The sequence below is a fragment of the Streptomyces xingningensis genome, assembly GCF_054957865.1.
This window is the reverse complement of the sequence record NZ_JBDJPF010000068.1, coordinates 22,191-40,204: the sequence shown is the minus strand read 5'-3', so window position 1 is coordinate 40,204 and position 18,014 is coordinate 22,191. Positions and strand designations below refer to the sequence as shown.

Sequence of the window (18,014 nt, the reverse complement as noted above, 5' to 3'; positions counted from 1 at the left end):
GTGAAGTGCCATCTATCTCGGCCAACTGGCCCAGCTATTCAGTTAGTTCAGAGAACCACGTATCCCGCACCTGCGGGTCGGCCGTCACGGCGACCGTCTCGTCATCGACATCGGTACCGCTGACGGCGCGTGTGTGATCGTGGGCCCGGACGGGTGGGAGCGCTGCCCACGATCCCCGGTGCTCTTCCGCCGTTCCGGGGCGATGAAGCCGCTTCCCGCCCCCGTCCGCGACGGTGACGGGCTGGCCAAGCTGCGCGGCCTGCTGAACATGAGCGAGGAGTCTTTCCACCTCTTGGTCGCCTGGCTCGTCGCCGCCTTCATTCCCGACTTGCCGCACCCGATCCTGACCTTCCGCGGTGAGCAGGGTACGGGTAAGTCCTATTCGGCGAAGATGGTGATCGGACTCATCGATCCCTCCGGTGCGCCGAAGCGCACGGCGCCACGCGACATCAAGTCGTGGGCGACGCAGGCGTTCAACTCCTGGGCCCTGTGCATCGACAACATCAGCATCATCCCGGACTGGCTTTCCGATGCCCTGTGCCGGGCGGTGACCGGCGACGGCATCGTGGACCGGGCGCTGTACACCGACGACGACGTGGTGGTGTTGGAGTTCCGGCGGGTGCTGGCCATGACCACCATCGACGCCGGTGCCCTCGCCGGCGACCTCGCCGAGCGGCTGCTGACCATCGAGCTGCACACGATTCCCGACCGTGAGCGACGCGAGGAAGGCGAACTCGACAAGGCGTATGCCGAGGGCCACTCCGGCATCCTGGCCAGCCTCTTCGATCTCCTCGCGGATGTCCTCAAGGCGATCCCGGACATCCAGTTGGCCGACCGGCCACGGATGGCGGACTTTGCCCGCGTACTGGCCGCCGTGGACACTGTGATGGGCTGGGCCACGCTCGACGCGTACAAGGCAGGAGCCCGTGACGCGGTGGCCGATGTGCTCGACGCCGAACCGTTCGCACAAGCCGTCGTCGCCCTGGTCGATCAGGCCGGGCCGGATGGATTGACCCTCACTGCCTCGCAATTGCTGGAGCAGGTCGAGGCTCCTGCGAATCTCCCCAGGAAGTGGCCGAAGGACCCCACCCGCGCGGGCGGGCAGATCAAACGGCTTGCGCCCGCGCTCCGCACGATCGGTATCGAGGTCGACGACAGCAAGCGCGGACCGAAGCCGAAGAAACAACGGCTGTACAAGCTCACGGCCACTGAGGAACGCCGGAAGACGGAGGCGGAGAGAAGGCACGAAACAGCGTCCCCAGCGTCCCTCAACCGCACCGGTAAGCCGTTGGCCAGCGGAAACAGGGGGAACGCTGGAGGGAGTACGCCAGTGCCCCCCAGCGTGGCAGGGGGACGCTGACCGGCACTGAGGGGGACGCTACGTTCCTCCCGGCGTCCCTCCTGACAACTGCTTCCGACCTGCACGAACACGGCGCGGGGGACACTGAGACCGCTGGGGACGCTGAAACACTCCCACTCTCCGATGGCCAGGACCACGAGCCTCCGCTACGCGGCCCCACCATCGGCCCCTGCGTGAAGTGCCGCAAGCCCACCGTCCGATACGGCCAGCAGGCCAACCCCCACTGCCCCAACTGCCGCATCCCTGTTTCTGACCGGTCATGACCGACAGCGAACGAAAGCACGCCAGTCACCCACCGACGCGCAACGGCGGTTCAGGCCGCGAGCGCGTCACCGAGTCGGCGCCGCGCCGGGCCGGTCAACGACTGGTGCAGTGATTCGGTACGGGCCTGGATCAGTCCGCCCCGGTGCGCAGCGGGGAGCTTTTGCCATACGTCGATTGCCATGTCAGCGGCGGCCGTTGGGTCACCGTCGGCCCGGAGGCAAGTCGCGCGGTCCACGGCGAGCAGGGCCCTGGTCATCACGGAAGGCGAGGTGGTGAGGGCGAGTGCCTCTTCCTGCTCTGTGTATGCCTCGCGGGTACGGCCCATGAGGGTGAACGCCTGGGAGAGGTGCACGTGATGTTTCTGAAGCGGATAGCCGAACCAGGTGTCAGCCGACTGGGTTTTGTCCAGCCGCTCGGCCATGGCGCGGGCGTCGGCGATCGCTTGGAGAGCTGCCGCGTGATCGCCCGCCGACGCGAGCGAGCGGGCGGTGACCGCGGTGGCCAGTGCGGCGGCTGCCGTGGGTGTGTTGCCTGCTTCGGTACGGGCGCGCTCGGCGAGGCTCGCGGCGGCGTGTGGCGCACCGTAGTTGAGGGGGACCATGGCGTGTCGGGCCAGTACCCAGGAGGTCATCTGTCGGTCGCCGGATTCTCGTGCGGCCCGCTCGGCGGTGGCGAACCAGCCGTGGGCGTCGCGTTGGTCGCCGCGATCGTGCTGGATGATGGCGACCAGCCCGGTGATCCCGGCGGTCGTACGGGCCAGGTCGGTCCGGGCTCCGGCCCGGTGGGGGCGGTCGAGCACGTTGCGCAGGAGGTCCAGGTCGGCACGCATCTGCCCCAGGACGACGCCGGGGGGTCGGCCACGGTAGCCGCCGCGGTGACGTTCGAAGGCCCCCTCAAGGTAGGCGAGATCACCCGCGTCGGACTCCGACAGCGCCGCATTGATGCCCTGCCTTGCTTCTGCGATGCCGGGCACCGCGGTGGCTCCTGTCGCCATCGCTGCCGCCCCGAGAAATTGCCTTCGGTTCACCGCCGTGTCCTCCTCTCCCTGGCCGATATGCCTTCGACTTTCAAGTCTGCGCCAATGCCTGGATTTGGAGACCGCTCGCACGATCTCTACTGCCGGTAGCCCGTAACCCTTGGCCAGCAGGTCATGCCATGCGGGGATCGGCAGACGGCGCTCGGTCTCCCAGCGTTTGAGGTTCTCCGGGTCGAACCATCTACCGCCTTGTGCTTCTTGTAAGACACGAGCCTGTTCCTCACGGGTAAGCCCTGCCGACTCTCGAAGCTCACGCAACAGGGCCCCGATGCCGTCTGGTGCCATCATGCGCCGTCTCCCAAGGATTTGACTGTCAGGTGCCCGATCCTGGCCCCTCTATGCGGCACCCCGGTGCGAAACGCGCCCCCTTTTGGCACCGGAGGCAGGCCGATTGCCGGAGTTGACTGTGCGACTGCCGGGCGCACCGACTGACGGTACCGCTCGCCGGACGCGATTCAACTCCCCTGTCCGGTACCACTTTTCACCGATCGACCGAGGAGATGCCTCATGGAGATGCCGTTCATCGTCATCGACCAGCTCGACGACCGGCAACTGAATGTGTGGAAGCGGCACTTCGGTGACGCCGACCGCCCCCGCTACATCGAGGAGGGCATCTGGCGGCGCACGCAGGAAGACCACAACGCTGCCGAGTCCGGCTGGAAGGGTCCGCAGGACGCACGCCGCCGCATCGTCCACTACCGCTACCGGTACGGTCTCGCCGCGACCACGGCCGCCCCGTCGATCGCCTTGCAGGACCTGTACCTGTACCACCATGTCGCCGCCCCAGCCGAGGAAATCACCGAACACGAGGACACGGTCCGCTCACACCTCACCGAGGGCGGCTGGGTTCGCAACGGCGGCCCGCTGTGGTCCCGGGGCGACCTGCGGTGCCGTCTTACGGCCGCCACCACGCACCCGGAGGACGTACGGGCCCGGCGCCTATTGCCCGAGAACTACCGGACCTTCGATGTGACCGTCACCTCCGCCGCCTACCTGCCGCCGCCGTACCTGCGTCAGCGCCCATGGGAAGTTCTGGCCGGAGGCCACCGGATCAAGGACAAGCGCGGCAAGCCCACCGAGATCGACGACCTGTCGCCGCTGGCGGGCTTCCTGCCGTTCCATGTCGAGATCGGCTGCGGCACGAGCGTGGAGGCCGGTATCCCGCCACTGCACCGGCTCCACGAGGTCTACCGCGTCACCGACCGCCACGACAGCACGTTCGGCCAGGGCCACTCGTTCACCCTCGACCCGGCCTACGACCCGCTGCTGAACGAGGTGCTGACCGCGCCGGAGGAGAAGACGGCCGAGTTCGTGGAGATGTTCCGGGCCTGCTTCCTCGCCGAGCCCACCCCCGCCCTGCTGGCCCTGAAGGAACTCCACGACGCCGGAGCGATGGTCGGGCCGGTCATCACGAACAACTTTGATGTCCTGGCCGCCCGCGCTGGACTCGAGGAGTGCTTCGTGCGTCGGTACGACCAGCGCATCCCGCCGGTGCCGTTCGACAATGAAGCCCGTGCCCTGCTGGTGATCGGCAACCACGCCGACCGGCGCCAGGTCCAGGCCCGTGCCCGCGAACGCGGCATGAAGATCTTCTACGTCGATCCCGAAGGCTTCCCCACCCCCGGCGGAGGCTTCGCCCCGTATCCGGTCGAGGGAGCCCAGGACGACGACTTCCTGTGCCGCACCACGGCCGAGAAGGCCCTGCCGACCCTCGTCAACTCCGTGGTGAACCGCGCCTCCTAGCGCTCACCTGCGAGATGAAGGACGGGCCGGTACCGGGCGCTAGCGTCGCGCCCGGACCGGCCCCGGCTGGGGCATCAACTGGGAAGGGAAGAGCAAAGCGATGCGCGTATCCGTCATCGGCTGCGGCCACCTCGGCATCCCCCACGCGGCAGGCATGGCCGAACTGGGCCACGAAGTCATCGGCGTGGACCTCGACCAGGCGAAAATCGACCTGCTCAACAAGGGCCAGGCGCCCATCTACGAGGACGGCCTCCCCGAGTTGCTGGCCAAGCACACCGTCGCCGGGCGTCTGCGATTCACCACCGACATCAGCGAGGCCGCCGAGGCCGCCGACGTCCACTTCCTGGCGGTCGGAACCCCGATCGACGCGGACGGCCGCAGCTATGACACCGGGCAGGTCTTCGGAGCCGCCCGCGCGCTCGCCCCGCACCTGAACCGTCCGTGCACGATCATCGGCAAGTCCACCGTGACCGTCGGCACGAGCGCCCAGCTCGCAGCCCTGGTCTCCCGCCTCGCCCCGGCCGGGGACCGGGCCCAGGTCGTCTGGAACCCCGAGTTCCTGCGCGAGGGCCACGCGATCGACGACACCCTCCGCCCGGACCGCATCGTCGCCGGAGTCCCGGGCCCGGCCGCCGAGAAGGTCGTGCGGGAGGTCTACGGGGCTCTGCTGGACGCCGGGGTGCCCCTGGTCGTCACCGACTGGGCGACGGCCGAACTCATCAAGGGCGCGGCCAACGCCTACCTGGGCGTGAAGCTGTCGTTCATCAACGCTGTGGCGGACATGTGCACCGCCGCCGGGGCGGACATCAACACTCTCGCCGCCGCCATCGGCCAGGACATCAGGATCGGCGCGGCCGGGATGCACCCCGGCCTCGGCTACGGCGGCGGCTGCCTGCCCAAGGACGTACGGGCCTTCACCGCCTCCGCCGCCCAGCTCGGCGCCATCGACGCGGCCGGACTGCTGCGAGCTGCCGAGCAGATCAACGAGCAGCGGCCCAAGGTCGCCCTGCGGCTCATCGAAGCCGCCCTCGGCCACAGCGTGCGCGGACTGCCGGTCACCATGTGGGGCGCGTCGTTCAAACCGGGCACGGACGACGTCCGCGAGTCGCCCGCACTCGCCCTGGCCCAGCTGCTGCACCGCGAGGGCGCCCGGGTCACCGTGCACGACCCGCACGCTATCCCCACCGCCCTCGTCCGCCACCCCGAATTCGACTACGCCGACACCATCGAGGAGTCCCTGTCCGGAACCCGGCTCGTCGTACTGGGCACCGAATGGCCCCAGTTCCGCGACGCCGACCCGGCACGGCTGCGGACCCTCGTCGATGGTGACGCGGTGATGGTCGATGTCCGCAACACTCTCGACGCCGACCGCTGGCGGATGGCCGGATGGACGATCCGCCAGCTCGGCCGCCCCGGGGCACAGCCCATCGAGTAACCGGCACGATCAGGAGGGTTCCCATGGAAACCGACCACTGGACGACCGTCGCGACGCTCAACGACAAGATGCTCGAGCATGCTTCCGGCCTGCCCGAGAGCGAACTTCAGACCCTGCAAGTCCTCAAGGTCGCCGAGGAGGCCGGGGAAGCCGCACACGCCATGCATGGTGTACGGGGCACTGCCACGTGCGGTGAGACGCATACCGTCGAGGGCGTCGTCCGTGAGCTGTCCGGAGCCATCATCGCGTCAATGATCGCTATCACCCGCCTCGTGGACGACCCAAAGGAGACGTTCGAGAAGGTCTTCACGGAACGGACCGCCAGGGCCCGCGCCTGACACGGCATCAGCACCCTTTTGGAGGCCCCGGCACCCCGTGTCGGGGCCTCCGCACAGGGGTGGCGTCTGTCCGAAGCCCCACCCTCCCCAAAGCGTGTCGGCGATGCTGGCACCCCCACGGGCACCAGCAAGGCGGCCCAACGGAGCGAGGAGAGGCGAGTGACGGTGCAAGAGCCGAAGGGCACGGCCGCGCTGATCGTCAATGGGCGGGGCGAGTACTTGCTGCATTTGAGAGACAACATCCCCGGCATCTGCGACCCGGGCACCTGGTCCCTGATCGGCGGGAACCGCGACAGCAATGACGAAGCGCCCGAAGACGCCATCGCCCGGGAGCTGAAGGAAGAAGCCGGGCTCGTCCTGCCCGAGCTGAAGCAGTACGCCGTGGTGCCGGTCTACGGCCCGCACGGGCGGAAGGGACGGGCCACGGTCTTCGCGGCCTGCTGGGACGGCGACGCCGACGCCCTCCCGCTCACCGAGGGTGTCATGCTCCACTGGTTCCCCGCCGCCACGATTCCCCGGCTCGTCATGGCCGCATGGGCCAGGGACGTCATCGAACAGCACGAGAGGACGAGGTGACACCGCAGGTGGCCACCAACTGGGTGGCCCGGTCGCTGAAAGGTGCGCCCGGAGTGAGCCCGGACGCCTTCGGACGGGGCAGCAGAGACCGGCACCAGCGGCACCGCTCACACCCGCGACCTGCACCGGAAGGACGTGGCTGACCCCGCCCGGCACCAGCCGGACGGGGCCAAGGGAACTTGTAAAGCGTAGGTCGTCGGTTCGAGTCCGACAGGCGGCTCTGTGGAAGCCCGGGTCGGTTATGCGCCGGCCTGGGCTTTCTTGGTGATCGGGGTCGGCTGCCCCGGGATGGCCCAGGAACTCGGCCGCCGGGAAAATCATTGGGACGCCCGGCGCCCGATTGCCGATACTCCACGCGTGGCCACCTCGAACGTTGACAAGACCGAGCGCGTCCCGTCCCCCCGGTCCTCCCCGGCCGGGTCGGCCGGACGTACCTTCGGTGCGATCCCGCCAACGGCGCTGGTACTGCTCGGCATTGTCAGCGTTCAGGTGGGCTCGGCATTGGCCAAGGATCTGTTCGGCGCGGTGGGCAGCTTTGGAACAGTCGCCTTGCGACTGTTCTTCGCGGCGGCGGTGCTGATGGTGTTGTGGCGGCCGTCACTGCGCATGAATCGTCGCGCGTGGACAGTGGTGCTCGGCTATGGCGTGATTCTCGGCTTGATGAACCTGTGCTTCTACCTGGCGCTGGCCCGGCTCCCGCTGGGGATCGCGGTGACCGTGGAGTTCCTCGGGCCGCTGGCGGTGGCCCTGGCCGGGTCCAGGCGATGGCTGGACGCTTTCTGGACCGTGCTCGCGGCAGGCGGCGTGGTCCTGCTGATGGAGGGGCGCGGCGACCTCAACCTTGTCGGTCTTCTGTTCGCCCTCGCCGCGGGGACGTGCTGGGGTCTGTACATCCTGGTCGGCGCGGCGCTGGGCCGTCACACCACGGAAGGCAATGGGCTGGCTCTGGGAATGGCCGTCGCGGCACTGGTGGTTGTGCCACTCGGCGTGGCCGACAGCGGGACGGCGCTGATTCAGCCGTGGGTCCTGGCTGTGGGGCTCGGCCTGGCACTGTTGTCGTCGGTGATTCCGTACTCGCTGGATCTGGAAGCACTGCGCAAGATCCCACCGCGGGTGTTCGGCATCCTGATGAGCCTCGAACCGGCGGTGGCGGCCCTCATCGGCCTCATCGTGCTCCAGGAGTCGCTGCAGTGGTCGCAGTGGATCGCGGTGCTGTGCGTGGTCGGCGCATCGGCGGGCGCCACCCGCGGCGCCCGCCCGGACGCCTGACCGCCGCCGCCTGAACACGACACCGACGGAGTACCGGCGGCGGTTCAGGTGGCGGGTACGGCTTCCGCGGTAAGTGGCGAGAGCCGCAGACCCGGGTGGGTCTGCGGCTCTCGTGTCCTATGCGGCCGGGCCGGTCAGGTGCGTACCTGCTCGCCCTCGCGCCACGAGGTGTCGCCGACGGTGGCCGTGGGCGACGGGGCTTGGGGGGCGTCCTGGTGGCCGGGCCACCAGGCCTTGTGGCCCAGCAGGGCGGTGATCGTCGGGACCATGAGCATCGCCATGATGAAGGCGGTGAGCAGGATGCCGAAGGCGACCGCGAAGCCCATCTGCTGGAGCATGGAGTTCTCGGAGACCATCAGCACGCCGAAGGAGCCGGCCAGGATGATCGCCGCGGAGGCGACGGTCGGGGTGGAGCGGGCGACCGCCGTCCGGATCGCCTCGCGGGGCGGGATGCCCCGGCGGACCTCTTCGCGTAGTCGGGCGACCATCAGGATGTTGTAGTCGGTGCCGATGGCCACCACAAAGAGGTACATGATCACCGGCAGCATGAACAGCATGCCCTCCTTGCCCTGCATGTCCTGGAAGACCCAGACGGACGCGCCGAGGGTGGCGCCGAAGCCCAGGGCAACAGCGATCATGAGGTAGATGGGGGCGACCAGGCTGCGCAGCAACAGCGCCAGGATGATCATGATGGCCAGGCCGGCCACCGGGAAGACCACCTTGTAGTCGTGGTTCACGGCGCTCTTGATGTCGGCGAGTACGGATGAGGTGCCGCCGACGTAGGCCTGGGTGCCCTGGGGGGCCGCACTGTGCGCGTTCTCGCGCAGGTCGCCGCCCGCGATCGTGATGGCCCTCTTGTCGGTCGCCTCGTACTTGAGGACGACGCTGTACTGGGCCACCGAACCGTCCCCATTGGGGACCGCGTCGGAGACCTTGGCGACGCCGTCGACGGCTGCGAGCTTGCCGCCGTATGCCTTGAGTTCGCTCCGGTCGAGGCGTGCGCCGTCCTTGGACTCGAGGAAGACCAGGGCCGGGTCCGACTGGCCGGCCGAGAATCCGCGCTGCAGGTCCTTCATGGCCTGCACGGACTCGAGCTTCTTCGGGAGCTGGCTATTGGTGTTGAAGTCGGGGTTGAAGCCGAAGGCCCCGATGGCGAGCACCGCGAGCACTCCGGTGGAGAGGACCGCGACCAGGCCGGGGCGGCGCGAGACCATGCCGCCCACGCTGTTCGCCAGACGGTTCTTCGGCTGCTTCTTCCATGCCTTGGACGGCCAGAAGGCCTTGGTGCCGAGGAGGGAGAAGACCGCGGGCACCAGGGTGAGCGCGGCGATCAGGGTCACCCCGACGGAGATGGCGAGCGAGGGGCCCCAGGCTCGCATCAGGGCCAGGGTGGACAGCAGCAGGGCGAGGAAGGCGACGATGACGGCGCCCGCGGCGGAGGCGATGGTCTCACCCACCCTGGCCACGGATTCGACCAGGGCTTCCTTGGGCGTCTGCCCGGTCCGCAGCTGTTCGCGGTAGCGGAAGAGCAGGAACAGGATGTAGTCGGTGCCGACACCGAAGAGCACCACGATGAGGATCGCGGAGATCGAGGGGTCGGTCTTGAGCCCGCCGATCGAGGCCGCGGTGCCGATGAGGCCGGTGGCCACCGTTGAGACGATGCCGATGATGATCACCGGCAGGATGGCTATCAGCGGGCTGCGGAAGATGAAGGCCAGCAGCACGATGATGAGGCCCAGCGTCGCCATCATCACCATGCCGTCGGTGTCCTTGGACGATTCCGACGAGTCGAGGTTGGTGGCCGCCGAACCGGTGACACCCATCTTCAAGTGGGTGCCGTTCAGCAGGGACTTGCCGTCCTTGCGCAAGTCCTTGATGGAACTGGACAGGTCCTTGTCGTAGGAGTTCTTGTCGGTGGAGACAATGTTGGCGAGCGCGACCTCGCCATTGGGGGAGACGGCCTGGGGGGTGGTCGTCACCTTGGCGATCTTCTTGTAGTGCTTGTCGTGGAGGGCGGTGGTCACCTTGACGACGTCGCGCCGGTCGGTGGTGTCGAGTTTGCCGCCGTCGGACCGCTGGAACACAACGGTCGCCGCTGAGGTGTCGGTCTTGGGGAACGCCTTCTCCTGGAGCTTGCCCGCCTGCACGGCCTCATAGTGGGAGGGCAGGAACTCGGTCTCGTCCGTGGTGGACTTCAGCCCCGGGGCCAGTACGGCAAGGGCCACGGCCGCAATGATCCAGCAGCCGATCGTGATCCAGGGTCGATAGACGGCGAACCGACCTATTCGTCGGAACATGGTGGTGGGGTCCCCCTCGGGTGATGGTCCGTGCGGCTCGACGGCATGCGAAAGTTACTTGCGGGCAGGGCCACGCTAGGCAGTGTCTTTATGCGGACGCAACGAATTACCCTGCAGATCAGGGGGAAATCGACCCTGAGGTGGGGCAACCCTCCTCCCTGGGGAGGAGGTCCCCTCAACCGTCAGGTAGAGGAATTCCTGCCGGCCGACTGCATCCGCATTACTCTGCCCCCATGACCGACGCTGCTGTTGAAGCTGGTGCTCCCGAGTATTATGCGGCCCGGATGGACCGCGCCGCCCGGTCCGCCGCCCAGGAGGGGATGGCGGGGCTGATCGTCGCGCCGGGCCCCGATCTGGTCTGGCTGTGCGGATACCGTCCCCCCGTGACCGAGCGGCTGACGGCGCTGCTGCTGGTCCCCGGCGGCCGGCCCCGGCTGGTGGTGCCCGAGCTGGAGCGCCCCGATGCCGAACGGGCGCCGGGTGCCCGGGCGTTGACCGTCACCGGCTGGCGGGACGGCGAGGATCCGCACGCCGTCCTCGCCGGGCTGCTGGACCCGCACGGCCGTTATGGGATCTCCGACAACGCCTGGGCGATGCATCTGCTGGCCCTGCAACGGTCGCGGCCCGCGGTCACCTATGGAGCGTTCACCGAGGCCCTGCCGCTGCTGCGGGCGGTGAAGGACGCCCATGAGGTGGAGCGGCTGGCGGCGGCGGGGGCCGCGGCGGACGCCACCTTCGAGCAGATCGTGCGGCTGCCCTTCGCCGGGCGCCGGGAGAGCGAGGTCGCCGCGGACCTGGCCCGGCTGCTGCGCGAACACGGCCATGGCCAGGTGGACTTCACCATCGTGGGTTCCGGCCCCAATGGTGCCAACCCGCACCATGAGGCGGGGGAGCGGGTGATCGAGGACGGCGACATGGTCGTCCTGGACTTCGGCGGGCTGCTGGACGGCTATGGCTCCGACACCACCCGCACGGTCCATGTCGGCGAACCGACCGCCGAGGAGCGCAAGGTCCACGACCTGGTGCGGGAGGCGCAGCAGGCGGCGTTTGAGGCCGTGCGGCCGGGGGTGGCCTGTCAGGAGATCGACCGGGTGGCGCGGCAGGTCATCGTCCGGGACGGCTATGGCGAGTACTTCATCCACCGCACCGGCCATGGCATCGGGGTCACCACCCATGAGCCGCCGTACCTGGTGGAGGGCGAGCATCTGACGCTGGCGCCGGGGATGAGCTTCTCGATCGAGCCGGGGATCTATCTGCCGGGCCGGTTCGGCGTCCGCATCGAGGACATCGTCGTCTGTACGGAGTCGGGGGCCCGGCGGCTGAACAACACGGGCCGGGAGCTGCGGATCGTCTCCTGAGCGGCCGCCGAGCCGGTTTCCTGCCGGTTCCGGTTCACACCGACCGCATGCGGTGGGCGTCGTATGCCGGGGCGGCGGCCTCGCTCCGGACCGGCTCCCGGTGCTTCGGGGCGGGGGCGTTGATCAGCAGCCAGGCGGCGGCCGCCGCGAGCAGCATGATCCCCGAGCCCCAGGCCAGCCCGACGTGAAAGCCGTGCAGGACACCGTCCTTGGTGATGGCCGCCCGGACGGCCGGAGTGATCCCGCCGGTGACGGCCGTGCCCTTCAGCCGGGTGGCGGTATAGCCGGCGGCGGTGGAGGCGGCGATGGTGTTGAGCAGCGCCGTGCCGATCGAACCGCCCACCTGCTGGGAGGTGTTGACGGTGGCGGAGGTGATGCCGGAGTCATCGGGGGCCACTCCCCGGGTGGCGGTGTCCATCACGGCGACGAACATCAGCCCCATGCCCAGGCCGAAGAGGATCGCGGAGGGCAGGACATGCGCGACATACGACGCCTTGACCGGCAGAAAGGTCAGCAGGAACAGTCCGGCGGCCGAGCAGATGGCGCCCGGCGTGATCATCATGCGCGGCGGCAGCCGGCCGAGCAGCCGGGACGAGATCTGGGTCGAGGTCAGGATGATGGTGGCGGACAGCGGCAGGAACGCCAGACCGGCGGTGACCGGGCGGTAGCCGAGGATGCCCTGGAAGTAATAGGTCATATACAGGAACATCCCAAACATGGCCATGACGGACAGGGCCAGCGACAGGAACGCCCCGGCGCGGTTGCGGTCACGCACGATGCGCGGCGGCAGCAGGGGACTGGCCGCCCTGGTCTGCCACCAGCCGAACGCGCTCAGCAGCGCCACCCCGCCGCAGAGCAGCCCGAGGACGGTGGGGCTGCTCCAGCCGCGCGGCTCCGCCTCGCTGCATCCGTAGACGATGGCGACCAGCCCCGCGCAGGCCAGCAGGACGCCGGGGGCGTCCAGGCGCGGCCGCCGGGCCGGGCGGTGGTCGTGCAGCATCCAGAGCCCGCCGAGGAAGGCCGCCACGGCGATCGGGGCGTTCACATACATGCACCAGCGCCAGTCCAGGTACTCGGTCAGCAGGCCGCCCGCGATCAGCCCGATCGCCGAGCCCGCGCCGGCGATGCCGCTGTAGACGCCGAATGCCTTGCCGCGTTCCCGGGGGTCGCCGAAGGTCGTCGTCAGCAACGACAGTGCGGAGGGGGCCAGCAGCGCGGCGAAGGCGCCCTGGAGGGCGCGGGCGCCGAACAGGTGCCAGTCGGTGGTGGACGCGCCGCCCAGGGCCGAGGCGACGGCGAAGCCGGCCAGGCCGGCCAGGAACGTCCGCTTGCGGCCGACCAGGTCGGCGATGCGGCCACCGAGCAGCAGCAGGCCGCCGAAGGCGAGGGTATAGGCGGTGATCACCCACTGCCGGTTGCCGTCCGACATGTGCAGGTCGCGCTGGGCGGAGGGCAGGGCGATGTTCACGATGGTCGCGTCGAGCACGACCATCAGCTGGGCGAGCGCGATAAAGACCAGTCCCCACCAGCGGCGGGGGTCCGCCGCAGGCGGTTCTGCGCCGGTCCGGCTCATGTCCTCAGCGTAGGCGGGGTGGGTGGGGGCTGCCTGTCGGGCGGCCGGACGGGCCGGATCACACCCGTGGAAGGCGGCTCTGCAGGTCCCAGATCACCGGGTTGCCGGCGAGCCCCTCGTGCAGGTCCGCCAGGTCCGCGATCAGATCGTGCAGGAAGTCGCGGGCCTCGCGGCGCAGCGCGCCATGGTTGAAGGTGAGCGGGGGCTCGTCCGCCGGGACCCAGTCGGCGGTGACCTCGACCCAGCCGAAGCGGCGCTCGAAGAGCAGACAGTCGGTGGACTCGGTGAAGTCCAGCTCCGCGAAGCGGGGGGTCGCCGAGCGGTTGCCCCGGGGGTCGCGGTCGAGCTGTTCGGCGATGTCGCACAGGGCCCAGGCGAAGTCCAGTACGGGTACCCATCCCCAGGCTGTGGACAGTTCCCGGTCGGCCTTCACATCGGCGAGGTAGACGTCCCCGCAGAACAGGTCGTGCCGCAGCGCCCGCACATCGGCGGTGCGGTAGTCCGTCTGGGGCGGGTCGGGGAAGCGTCGCGAGAGCGAGTAGCCGAGGTCGATCACACCTTCGATGGTGTCACGGTCCGGCCGGCGGCCCGCGCCGGTGCCCCCGGCGCGGGGCCGGGGGCACCGGCGGTTCACCGGGTGGGGGGTGTCAGCTCCGGGTCACTTGACGTTGATGGCGGTCCAGGTCGCGGCGACCGCCTTGTACTCCTTGCTGTTCTTGCCGTAGAGCGAGGCGGTGGCGGCCAGGGTGCCGGTACGGGCCTTGGCGTAGTTGGTGGTGGAGGTGAACTGCGTGGTCAGGGCCTTGTACCAGATGCGCTCGGCCTTGTCCCGGCCGATGCCGGCCAGTTTGGAGCCGTCGGCGGTGGGGCTGTTGTAGGTGAAGCCGTTGACGGTCTTCGTCCCGCTGCCCTCGGACAGCAGGTAGAAGAAGTGGTTGGCGGGGCCGGAGGAGTAGTGGACGTCGATGCCACCGATGTTGGACGCCCAGTAGTCCTTGGACCGGCCGTCCTTGCTCGGCTGGTCCATGTAGCGCAGCGGCTTGCCGTTGCCGGAGATGTCGATCTGCCGGCCGACGAAGTAATTGCCCGGGCTGGCCGGGTTCTTGGCGTAGAACTCCACCGACTTGCCGAAGATGTCGCTGGTCGCCTCGTTGAGGCCGCCCGACTCGCCGCTGTAGTTCAGCCTGGCCGTGGCGGCGGTGACCCCGTGGCTCATCTCATGGGCGGCCACGTCGATCGAGGTCAGCGGGTGGCTGTTGTTGCGCCCATCGCCGTAGGTCATGCAGAAGCAGGAGTCCGACCAGAAGGCGTTGACGTACTGGTTGCCGTAGTGGACCCGCGAGTAGGCGGCCTTGCCGTCCCCGCGGATGCCGGTGCGGCCCAGCACATTCTTGTAGAAGTCCCAGGTCACGGCCGCACCATAGTGAGCGTCGACGCCCGCGCTCTGCCGGCCGCCGCCCCAGGTGTCGGTCCGGTTGGTGAACAGCGAACCCGTGCCGGACGAGCCCCCGTTGAGGTCGTAGGTCTTGTGGCCGCCGCGCTTGCCGTCATTGAGCTGGTACTGCGAGCCGGACTTGGTGGTGTCCAGCGGCACCTTGCCGCTGTAGGTGCTGGTGCCGGTGCCGGTCTCGATGGCCTCTTGCTGGAAGAGCTTCTTGCCGGTCGCCGCGTCGGTGACCACATGCAGCTCGCTCGGGGTGCCGTCCTTCTGCACACCGGTGACCACGGTCTCGTACGCCAGCACCGGCTTGCCCTGCGCGGCCCAGATCACCTTGCGCGGGGCCTGGCCCGCCTCGGCCTTGGCGGTCTTCTCGGCGGCGGCCGCGCTCAGTGCGCTCTTGCGGGCGTCGGAGGGCGCCAGCGAGGCATGGGTGGTGGGCACGGATATGGTCGCGTCGGTCGCCTTGGTGACGCTGCGCGAGCCGTTCTTCTCCTGGTGCACGACCAAGTCGCCGCCGAGCACGGGCAGTCCGTCATAGGTGCGCTCATAACGGGTGTGCACCGTGCCGTCCGCGTCCTTGACGACATCGCGGACGATCAGCTTCTCCTGGCCGCCGAGGCCGATCTTCCCGGCGGTGCCGGCCGCTTCGCCCTGCGCGTCCTTGATGGCGTCGGCCCGCTGCTCCGCGGAGAGGGCGAGCGGCAGCCCGCTGTCCCGGTCGGCCGAGGCGCTCGCCGTGCCGGTCTGCATCCCGACGGCCACCATGGCGGCCGATGCGACCAGTGCCGCGGCGCTGAGGACGGTCTTGCGGGAGGTGGGGGTGATGCTTCTCAACTCTGTCTCCTCTGAGGGGGGTTCGGCACCCGTGGCCATGACGGCCTGCTGATGCACGAGGGGTGCAGGAGCGAATCGAGGAGAGCGTGCCAGGAATTGAGCATCTTTGACAGGGGCGCAACAAGGATGTGATCGGGTGTTCTTCGAAAGGGGGCGAATTCCAGCCGGTGTTGCCAAAACCGGTTTAGGCAAGGCTCAGTTGAGGCTACGGGTGGTCATCATTCGGCCCGGAGCAGGCAAAGCCCCCCACCGCCACCAGCCTGCGGAGGGGACACCGAGAGGGGAATGCATGCAGGTCAGGACATTTGCGGAAGACCGGATACCGGCGGACCTCCGGGCCCGGGCACAGACGCTCCGCGATCGGGCATGGCCGGACGGTGGCGGGCACGACCCCGCATTGCGGCCGGTCTCGATGGTGCTCGTCTCACCGCGGGGAGCGGTGGTGGCGGCGCTGGACGTCCTGTCCAAGGACATCACCCATGGCGGCCGTGTCTATCGGGCCGCCGGGCTGAGCGCGGTCGTCACGGACGAGGCACACCGGGGCAAGGGATACGGGCGGCGGCTGGTGGCCGCCGCCCGTGAGGTGATCGCGCGGAGCGGTGCGGATGTGGGCCTGTTCACCTGTGCCCGTCCGCTGCGGGGCTTCTATGAGAGCGCCGGCTGGCAGGTTCTGGACGGTGCCGTCCTGATCGGCGGAACGCCGCGGAATCCCTTCCCCAGCGATGGGCCCGGCTTTGACAAGATCACTCTGGCCGGTTTCTTCACGGCGCGGGCGAGGCGGGACGCGGAGGCCTTCCGGCACAGCCGCATCGAGCTCTACCCGGGCGAGATCGACCGGCTGTGGTGACGATCACCAGGACACACCCTAGGGCTGGTCGTCGGTGGGCGGACGGTTGCCGAGTTGCTCGTCGAGCTTCTGCTTGGCGGTGTCGACCTGTTCGCCGTACTTGTTGCCGGTCTTCTCGTTGAACGCGTCGCCGGCCTTGTCGACGCCCTGGCGGGCCTGGTCCTCATGGCCCTTGAGCAGGCCCTTGAGCTTGTCGAGCATGGACATGGCTGTCCTCCTTGTGAACGCCTGACGCAGTCAGGATCGCCGTATTCGTCCGCTTCCGCATCTCAGGAACCCTGACGCGCTCCCGGCCGGTCCGGCCAGGTCCAGTAAGGGACGGGTCGGGGGCGGTCAAGGGGCCGGCTCCTCCCTGCGCTTGATCAGCGCGGCGGTCCCGGCGGCCTACCTTGATCGCACCTCAACCAGTGCCGATCGAAAGGCCCGTTCCCCATGCGTGCTCACCGCAGATCCACCACCGCCGTCACCGCGCTGCTCGCCGCCGCGGCGCTGGCCTCGGTGGCGGCACCCGCCGTCGCCGCCGCGCCCCGGGCGGACACCGCCGATCCGGCCCGGCACCGGGCCGCCCTCCAGCGGGCCCTGAACCTGGTGGTGGCCGAGGGGGTGCCCGGCGCGGTGGCCGAGGTGCGCGACGGGCACGGCGTCTGGCGGGGGACCGGCGGGGTGGCCGATCTGGACGGCACCCGCCGCCCGGCGGCCGGTGACCGGTTCCGGGCGGGGAGCACCACCAAGAGTTTCGTCGCCACGGTCGTGCTGCAGCTGGTGGCGGAGAAGAAGATCGGGCTGGACGATCCGGTCGAGCGCCGGCTGCCCGGTCTGGTGCCGGCCGGTGCGCACGGCGACCCCATCACGGTGCGGCAACTGCTCAATCACACCAGCGGACTCAGGGACTACCTCCGGGTGATGATCGAGGAGGCGGGGTCCGAGGCGGCCGCGATCCAGAAGCTGCGGTCCACCACCCACACCCCGCGCGAGCTGATCGCGACGGCCACCGCGAAGGGACTCAAGGACAAGGGCACCTTCGCCTACTCCAACACCAACTACGCGGTCCTGGGGCTGCTGGTGGAGCGCACCACCGGGTACCACATCGGGGATGAGATCACCCGGCGGATCATCCGTCCGCTGCATCTCAGGGACACCTCCTTCCCGACCGGCGCGCGGATACCCGGACGGCACCTGCAGGGCTATGAGTGGTACACCGGTGACGGCCCCACGGACCTCACCGGCATCGACCCCTCGGCCTGGGGGGCCGCCGGTGCGCTGATCTCCACCACCCATGACCTCAACACCTTCTACCGCGCGCTGTCGGACGGAAAGCTGCTGCCCGCACCCCTGTTGAAGCAGATGCACCAGATGTCGGACTTCGGCGACGACCGCTCGTATGGGCTGGGGCTGGAGGGCCGCCGCATCTGCGGCCCTGGCGTCGAGCGGGCCTGGGGCCACAGCGGGAGCGTCCCCGGCTTCAACACCCTCAGCTTCACCACGGCCGACGGCAAGCGGCAGGTCACGCTCGCCGTCAACCGGGACCGCACCAAGACGGCCGCGGCCGACGCCGCCGTCGGGCGCTTCCTCGACGCGGCGCTCTGCTCCAAGTAGGTCCGGGCGGCCCCGGTTACCCCGCGGCCGTTGCCGACGGCGTCGGC

15 protein-coding genes and 1 pseudogene are annotated in these 18,014 nt (G+C 69.2%); 9 read left to right on the top strand and 7 right to left on the bottom strand.

Annotation, left to right across the window (positions count from 1 at the left end):
- Window positions 1-178: 178 nt before the first annotated feature.
- Window positions 179-1,360, top strand: a complete 1,182-nt coding sequence (locus tag ABCR83_RS27585; RefSeq protein WP_462697921.1) for a hypothetical protein — start codon at window positions 179-181, stop codon at window positions 1,358-1,360.
- 313 nt (window positions 1,361-1,673) lie between these two features.
- Here ABCR83_RS27585 and ABCR83_RS27580 read toward each other — a convergent pair whose 3' ends face one another.
- The gene (locus ABCR83_RS27580; RefSeq protein ID WP_462697923.1) at window positions 1,674-2,597 is read right to left on the bottom strand and encodes a transcriptional regulator; all 924 of its coding nucleotides are present in this window, start codon (window positions 2,595-2,597) and stop codon (window positions 1,674-1,676) included.
- A 147-nt stretch (window positions 2,598-2,744) separates the two neighbouring features.
- Window positions 2,745-2,945: pseudogene (locus ABCR83_RS27575) on the bottom strand (helix-turn-helix domain-containing protein); the annotation flags it as partial.
- Between the two features lie 222 nt (window positions 2,946-3,167).
- Here ABCR83_RS27575 and ABCR83_RS27570 point away from each other — a divergent pair.
- From ABCR83_RS27570 to ABCR83_RS27550, 5 genes are all read left to right on the top strand, one after another.
- Window positions 3,168-4,403, top strand: coding sequence for an SIR2 family protein (locus ABCR83_RS27570; RefSeq protein WP_462697920.1), 1,236 nt, complete (start codon window positions 3,168-3,170; stop codon window positions 4,401-4,403).
- Between the two features lie 100 nt (window positions 4,404-4,503).
- Window positions 4,504-5,838, top strand: a complete 1,335-nt coding sequence (locus ABCR83_RS27565) for a UDP-glucose dehydrogenase family protein (RefSeq protein ID WP_462697919.1) — start codon at window positions 4,504-4,506, stop codon at window positions 5,836-5,838.
- 23 nt (window positions 5,839-5,861) lie between these two features.
- Window positions 5,862-6,176 (top strand): hypothetical protein, encoded by a 315-nt coding sequence (locus ABCR83_RS27560; RefSeq protein WP_462697918.1) that lies wholly within the window; start codon window positions 5,862-5,864, stop codon window positions 6,174-6,176.
- 159 nt (window positions 6,177-6,335) lie between these two features.
- Window positions 6,336-6,752 carry an NUDIX domain-containing protein gene (locus tag ABCR83_RS27555; RefSeq protein ID WP_462697917.1) on the top strand — a complete coding sequence of 139 codons (417 nt, stop codon included), beginning with the start codon at window positions 6,336-6,338 and terminating at the stop codon, window positions 6,750-6,752.
- A gap of 357 nt (window positions 6,753-7,109) precedes the next feature.
- Window positions 7,110-8,021 carry an EamA family transporter gene (locus ABCR83_RS27550; protein ID WP_462697916.1) on the top strand — a complete coding sequence of 304 codons (912 nt, stop codon included), beginning with the start codon at window positions 7,110-7,112 and terminating at the stop codon, window positions 8,019-8,021.
- A 134-nt stretch (window positions 8,022-8,155) separates the two neighbouring features.
- Here the strand turns inward: ABCR83_RS27550 and ABCR83_RS27545 are convergent, their stop codons facing one another.
- Window positions 8,156-10,318, bottom strand: coding sequence for an MMPL family transporter (locus ABCR83_RS27545; protein WP_462697915.1), 2,163 nt, complete (start codon window positions 10,316-10,318; stop codon window positions 8,156-8,158).
- A gap of 233 nt (window positions 10,319-10,551) precedes the next feature.
- Between ABCR83_RS27545 and ABCR83_RS27540 the strand changes: the two genes are divergently transcribed.
- Window positions 10,552-11,676 carry an aminopeptidase P family protein gene (locus tag ABCR83_RS27540; RefSeq protein WP_462697914.1) on the top strand — a complete coding sequence of 375 codons (1,125 nt, stop codon included), beginning with the start codon at window positions 10,552-10,554 and terminating at the stop codon, window positions 11,674-11,676.
- 34 nt (window positions 11,677-11,710) lie between these two features.
- On the opposite strand, the gene ABCR83_RS27535 is transcribed toward ABCR83_RS27540, so the two are convergent.
- The 3 genes from ABCR83_RS27535 to ABCR83_RS27525 all read right to left on the bottom strand — a co-directional run bounded on the left by ABCR83_RS27535 (window position 11,711) and on the right by ABCR83_RS27525 (window position 15,563).
- Window positions 11,711-13,249, bottom strand: coding sequence for an MFS transporter (locus tag ABCR83_RS27535; RefSeq protein ID WP_462697913.1), 1,539 nt, complete (start codon window positions 13,247-13,249; stop codon window positions 11,711-11,713).
- Between the two features lie 58 nt (window positions 13,250-13,307).
- Window positions 13,308-13,805: a hypothetical protein gene (locus ABCR83_RS27530; RefSeq protein WP_462697912.1), complete on the bottom strand. Its 498-nt coding sequence runs from the start codon at window positions 13,803-13,805 to the stop codon at window positions 13,308-13,310.
- A 102-nt stretch (window positions 13,806-13,907) separates the two neighbouring features.
- The gene (locus ABCR83_RS27525) at window positions 13,908-15,563 is read right to left on the bottom strand and encodes a M4 family metallopeptidase (RefSeq protein ID WP_462697911.1); all 1,656 of its coding nucleotides are present in this window, start codon (window positions 15,561-15,563) and stop codon (window positions 13,908-13,910) included.
- A gap of 250 nt (window positions 15,564-15,813) precedes the next feature.
- On the opposite strand from ABCR83_RS27525, the gene ABCR83_RS27520 reads away from it, so the two are divergent.
- A complete protein-coding gene (locus ABCR83_RS27520) occupies window positions 15,814-16,371 on the top strand; it encodes a GNAT family N-acetyltransferase (RefSeq protein ID WP_462697910.1) in 558 nt (185 codons plus the stop codon).
- An 18-nt stretch (window positions 16,372-16,389) separates the two neighbouring features.
- On the opposite strand, the gene ABCR83_RS27515 is transcribed toward ABCR83_RS27520, so the two are convergent.
- Window positions 16,390-16,578 (bottom strand): antitoxin, encoded by a 189-nt coding sequence (locus ABCR83_RS27515; protein WP_462697909.1) that lies wholly within the window; start codon window positions 16,576-16,578, stop codon window positions 16,390-16,392.
- A 225-nt stretch (window positions 16,579-16,803) separates the two neighbouring features.
- Here ABCR83_RS27515 and ABCR83_RS27510 point away from each other — a divergent pair, with 225 nt between their 5' ends.
- Entirely contained in the window at window positions 16,804-17,967 is a 1,164-nt protein-coding gene (locus tag ABCR83_RS27510) for a serine hydrolase domain-containing protein (RefSeq protein ID WP_462697908.1), read from the top strand.
- Window positions 17,968-18,014 lie beyond the last annotated feature (47 nt).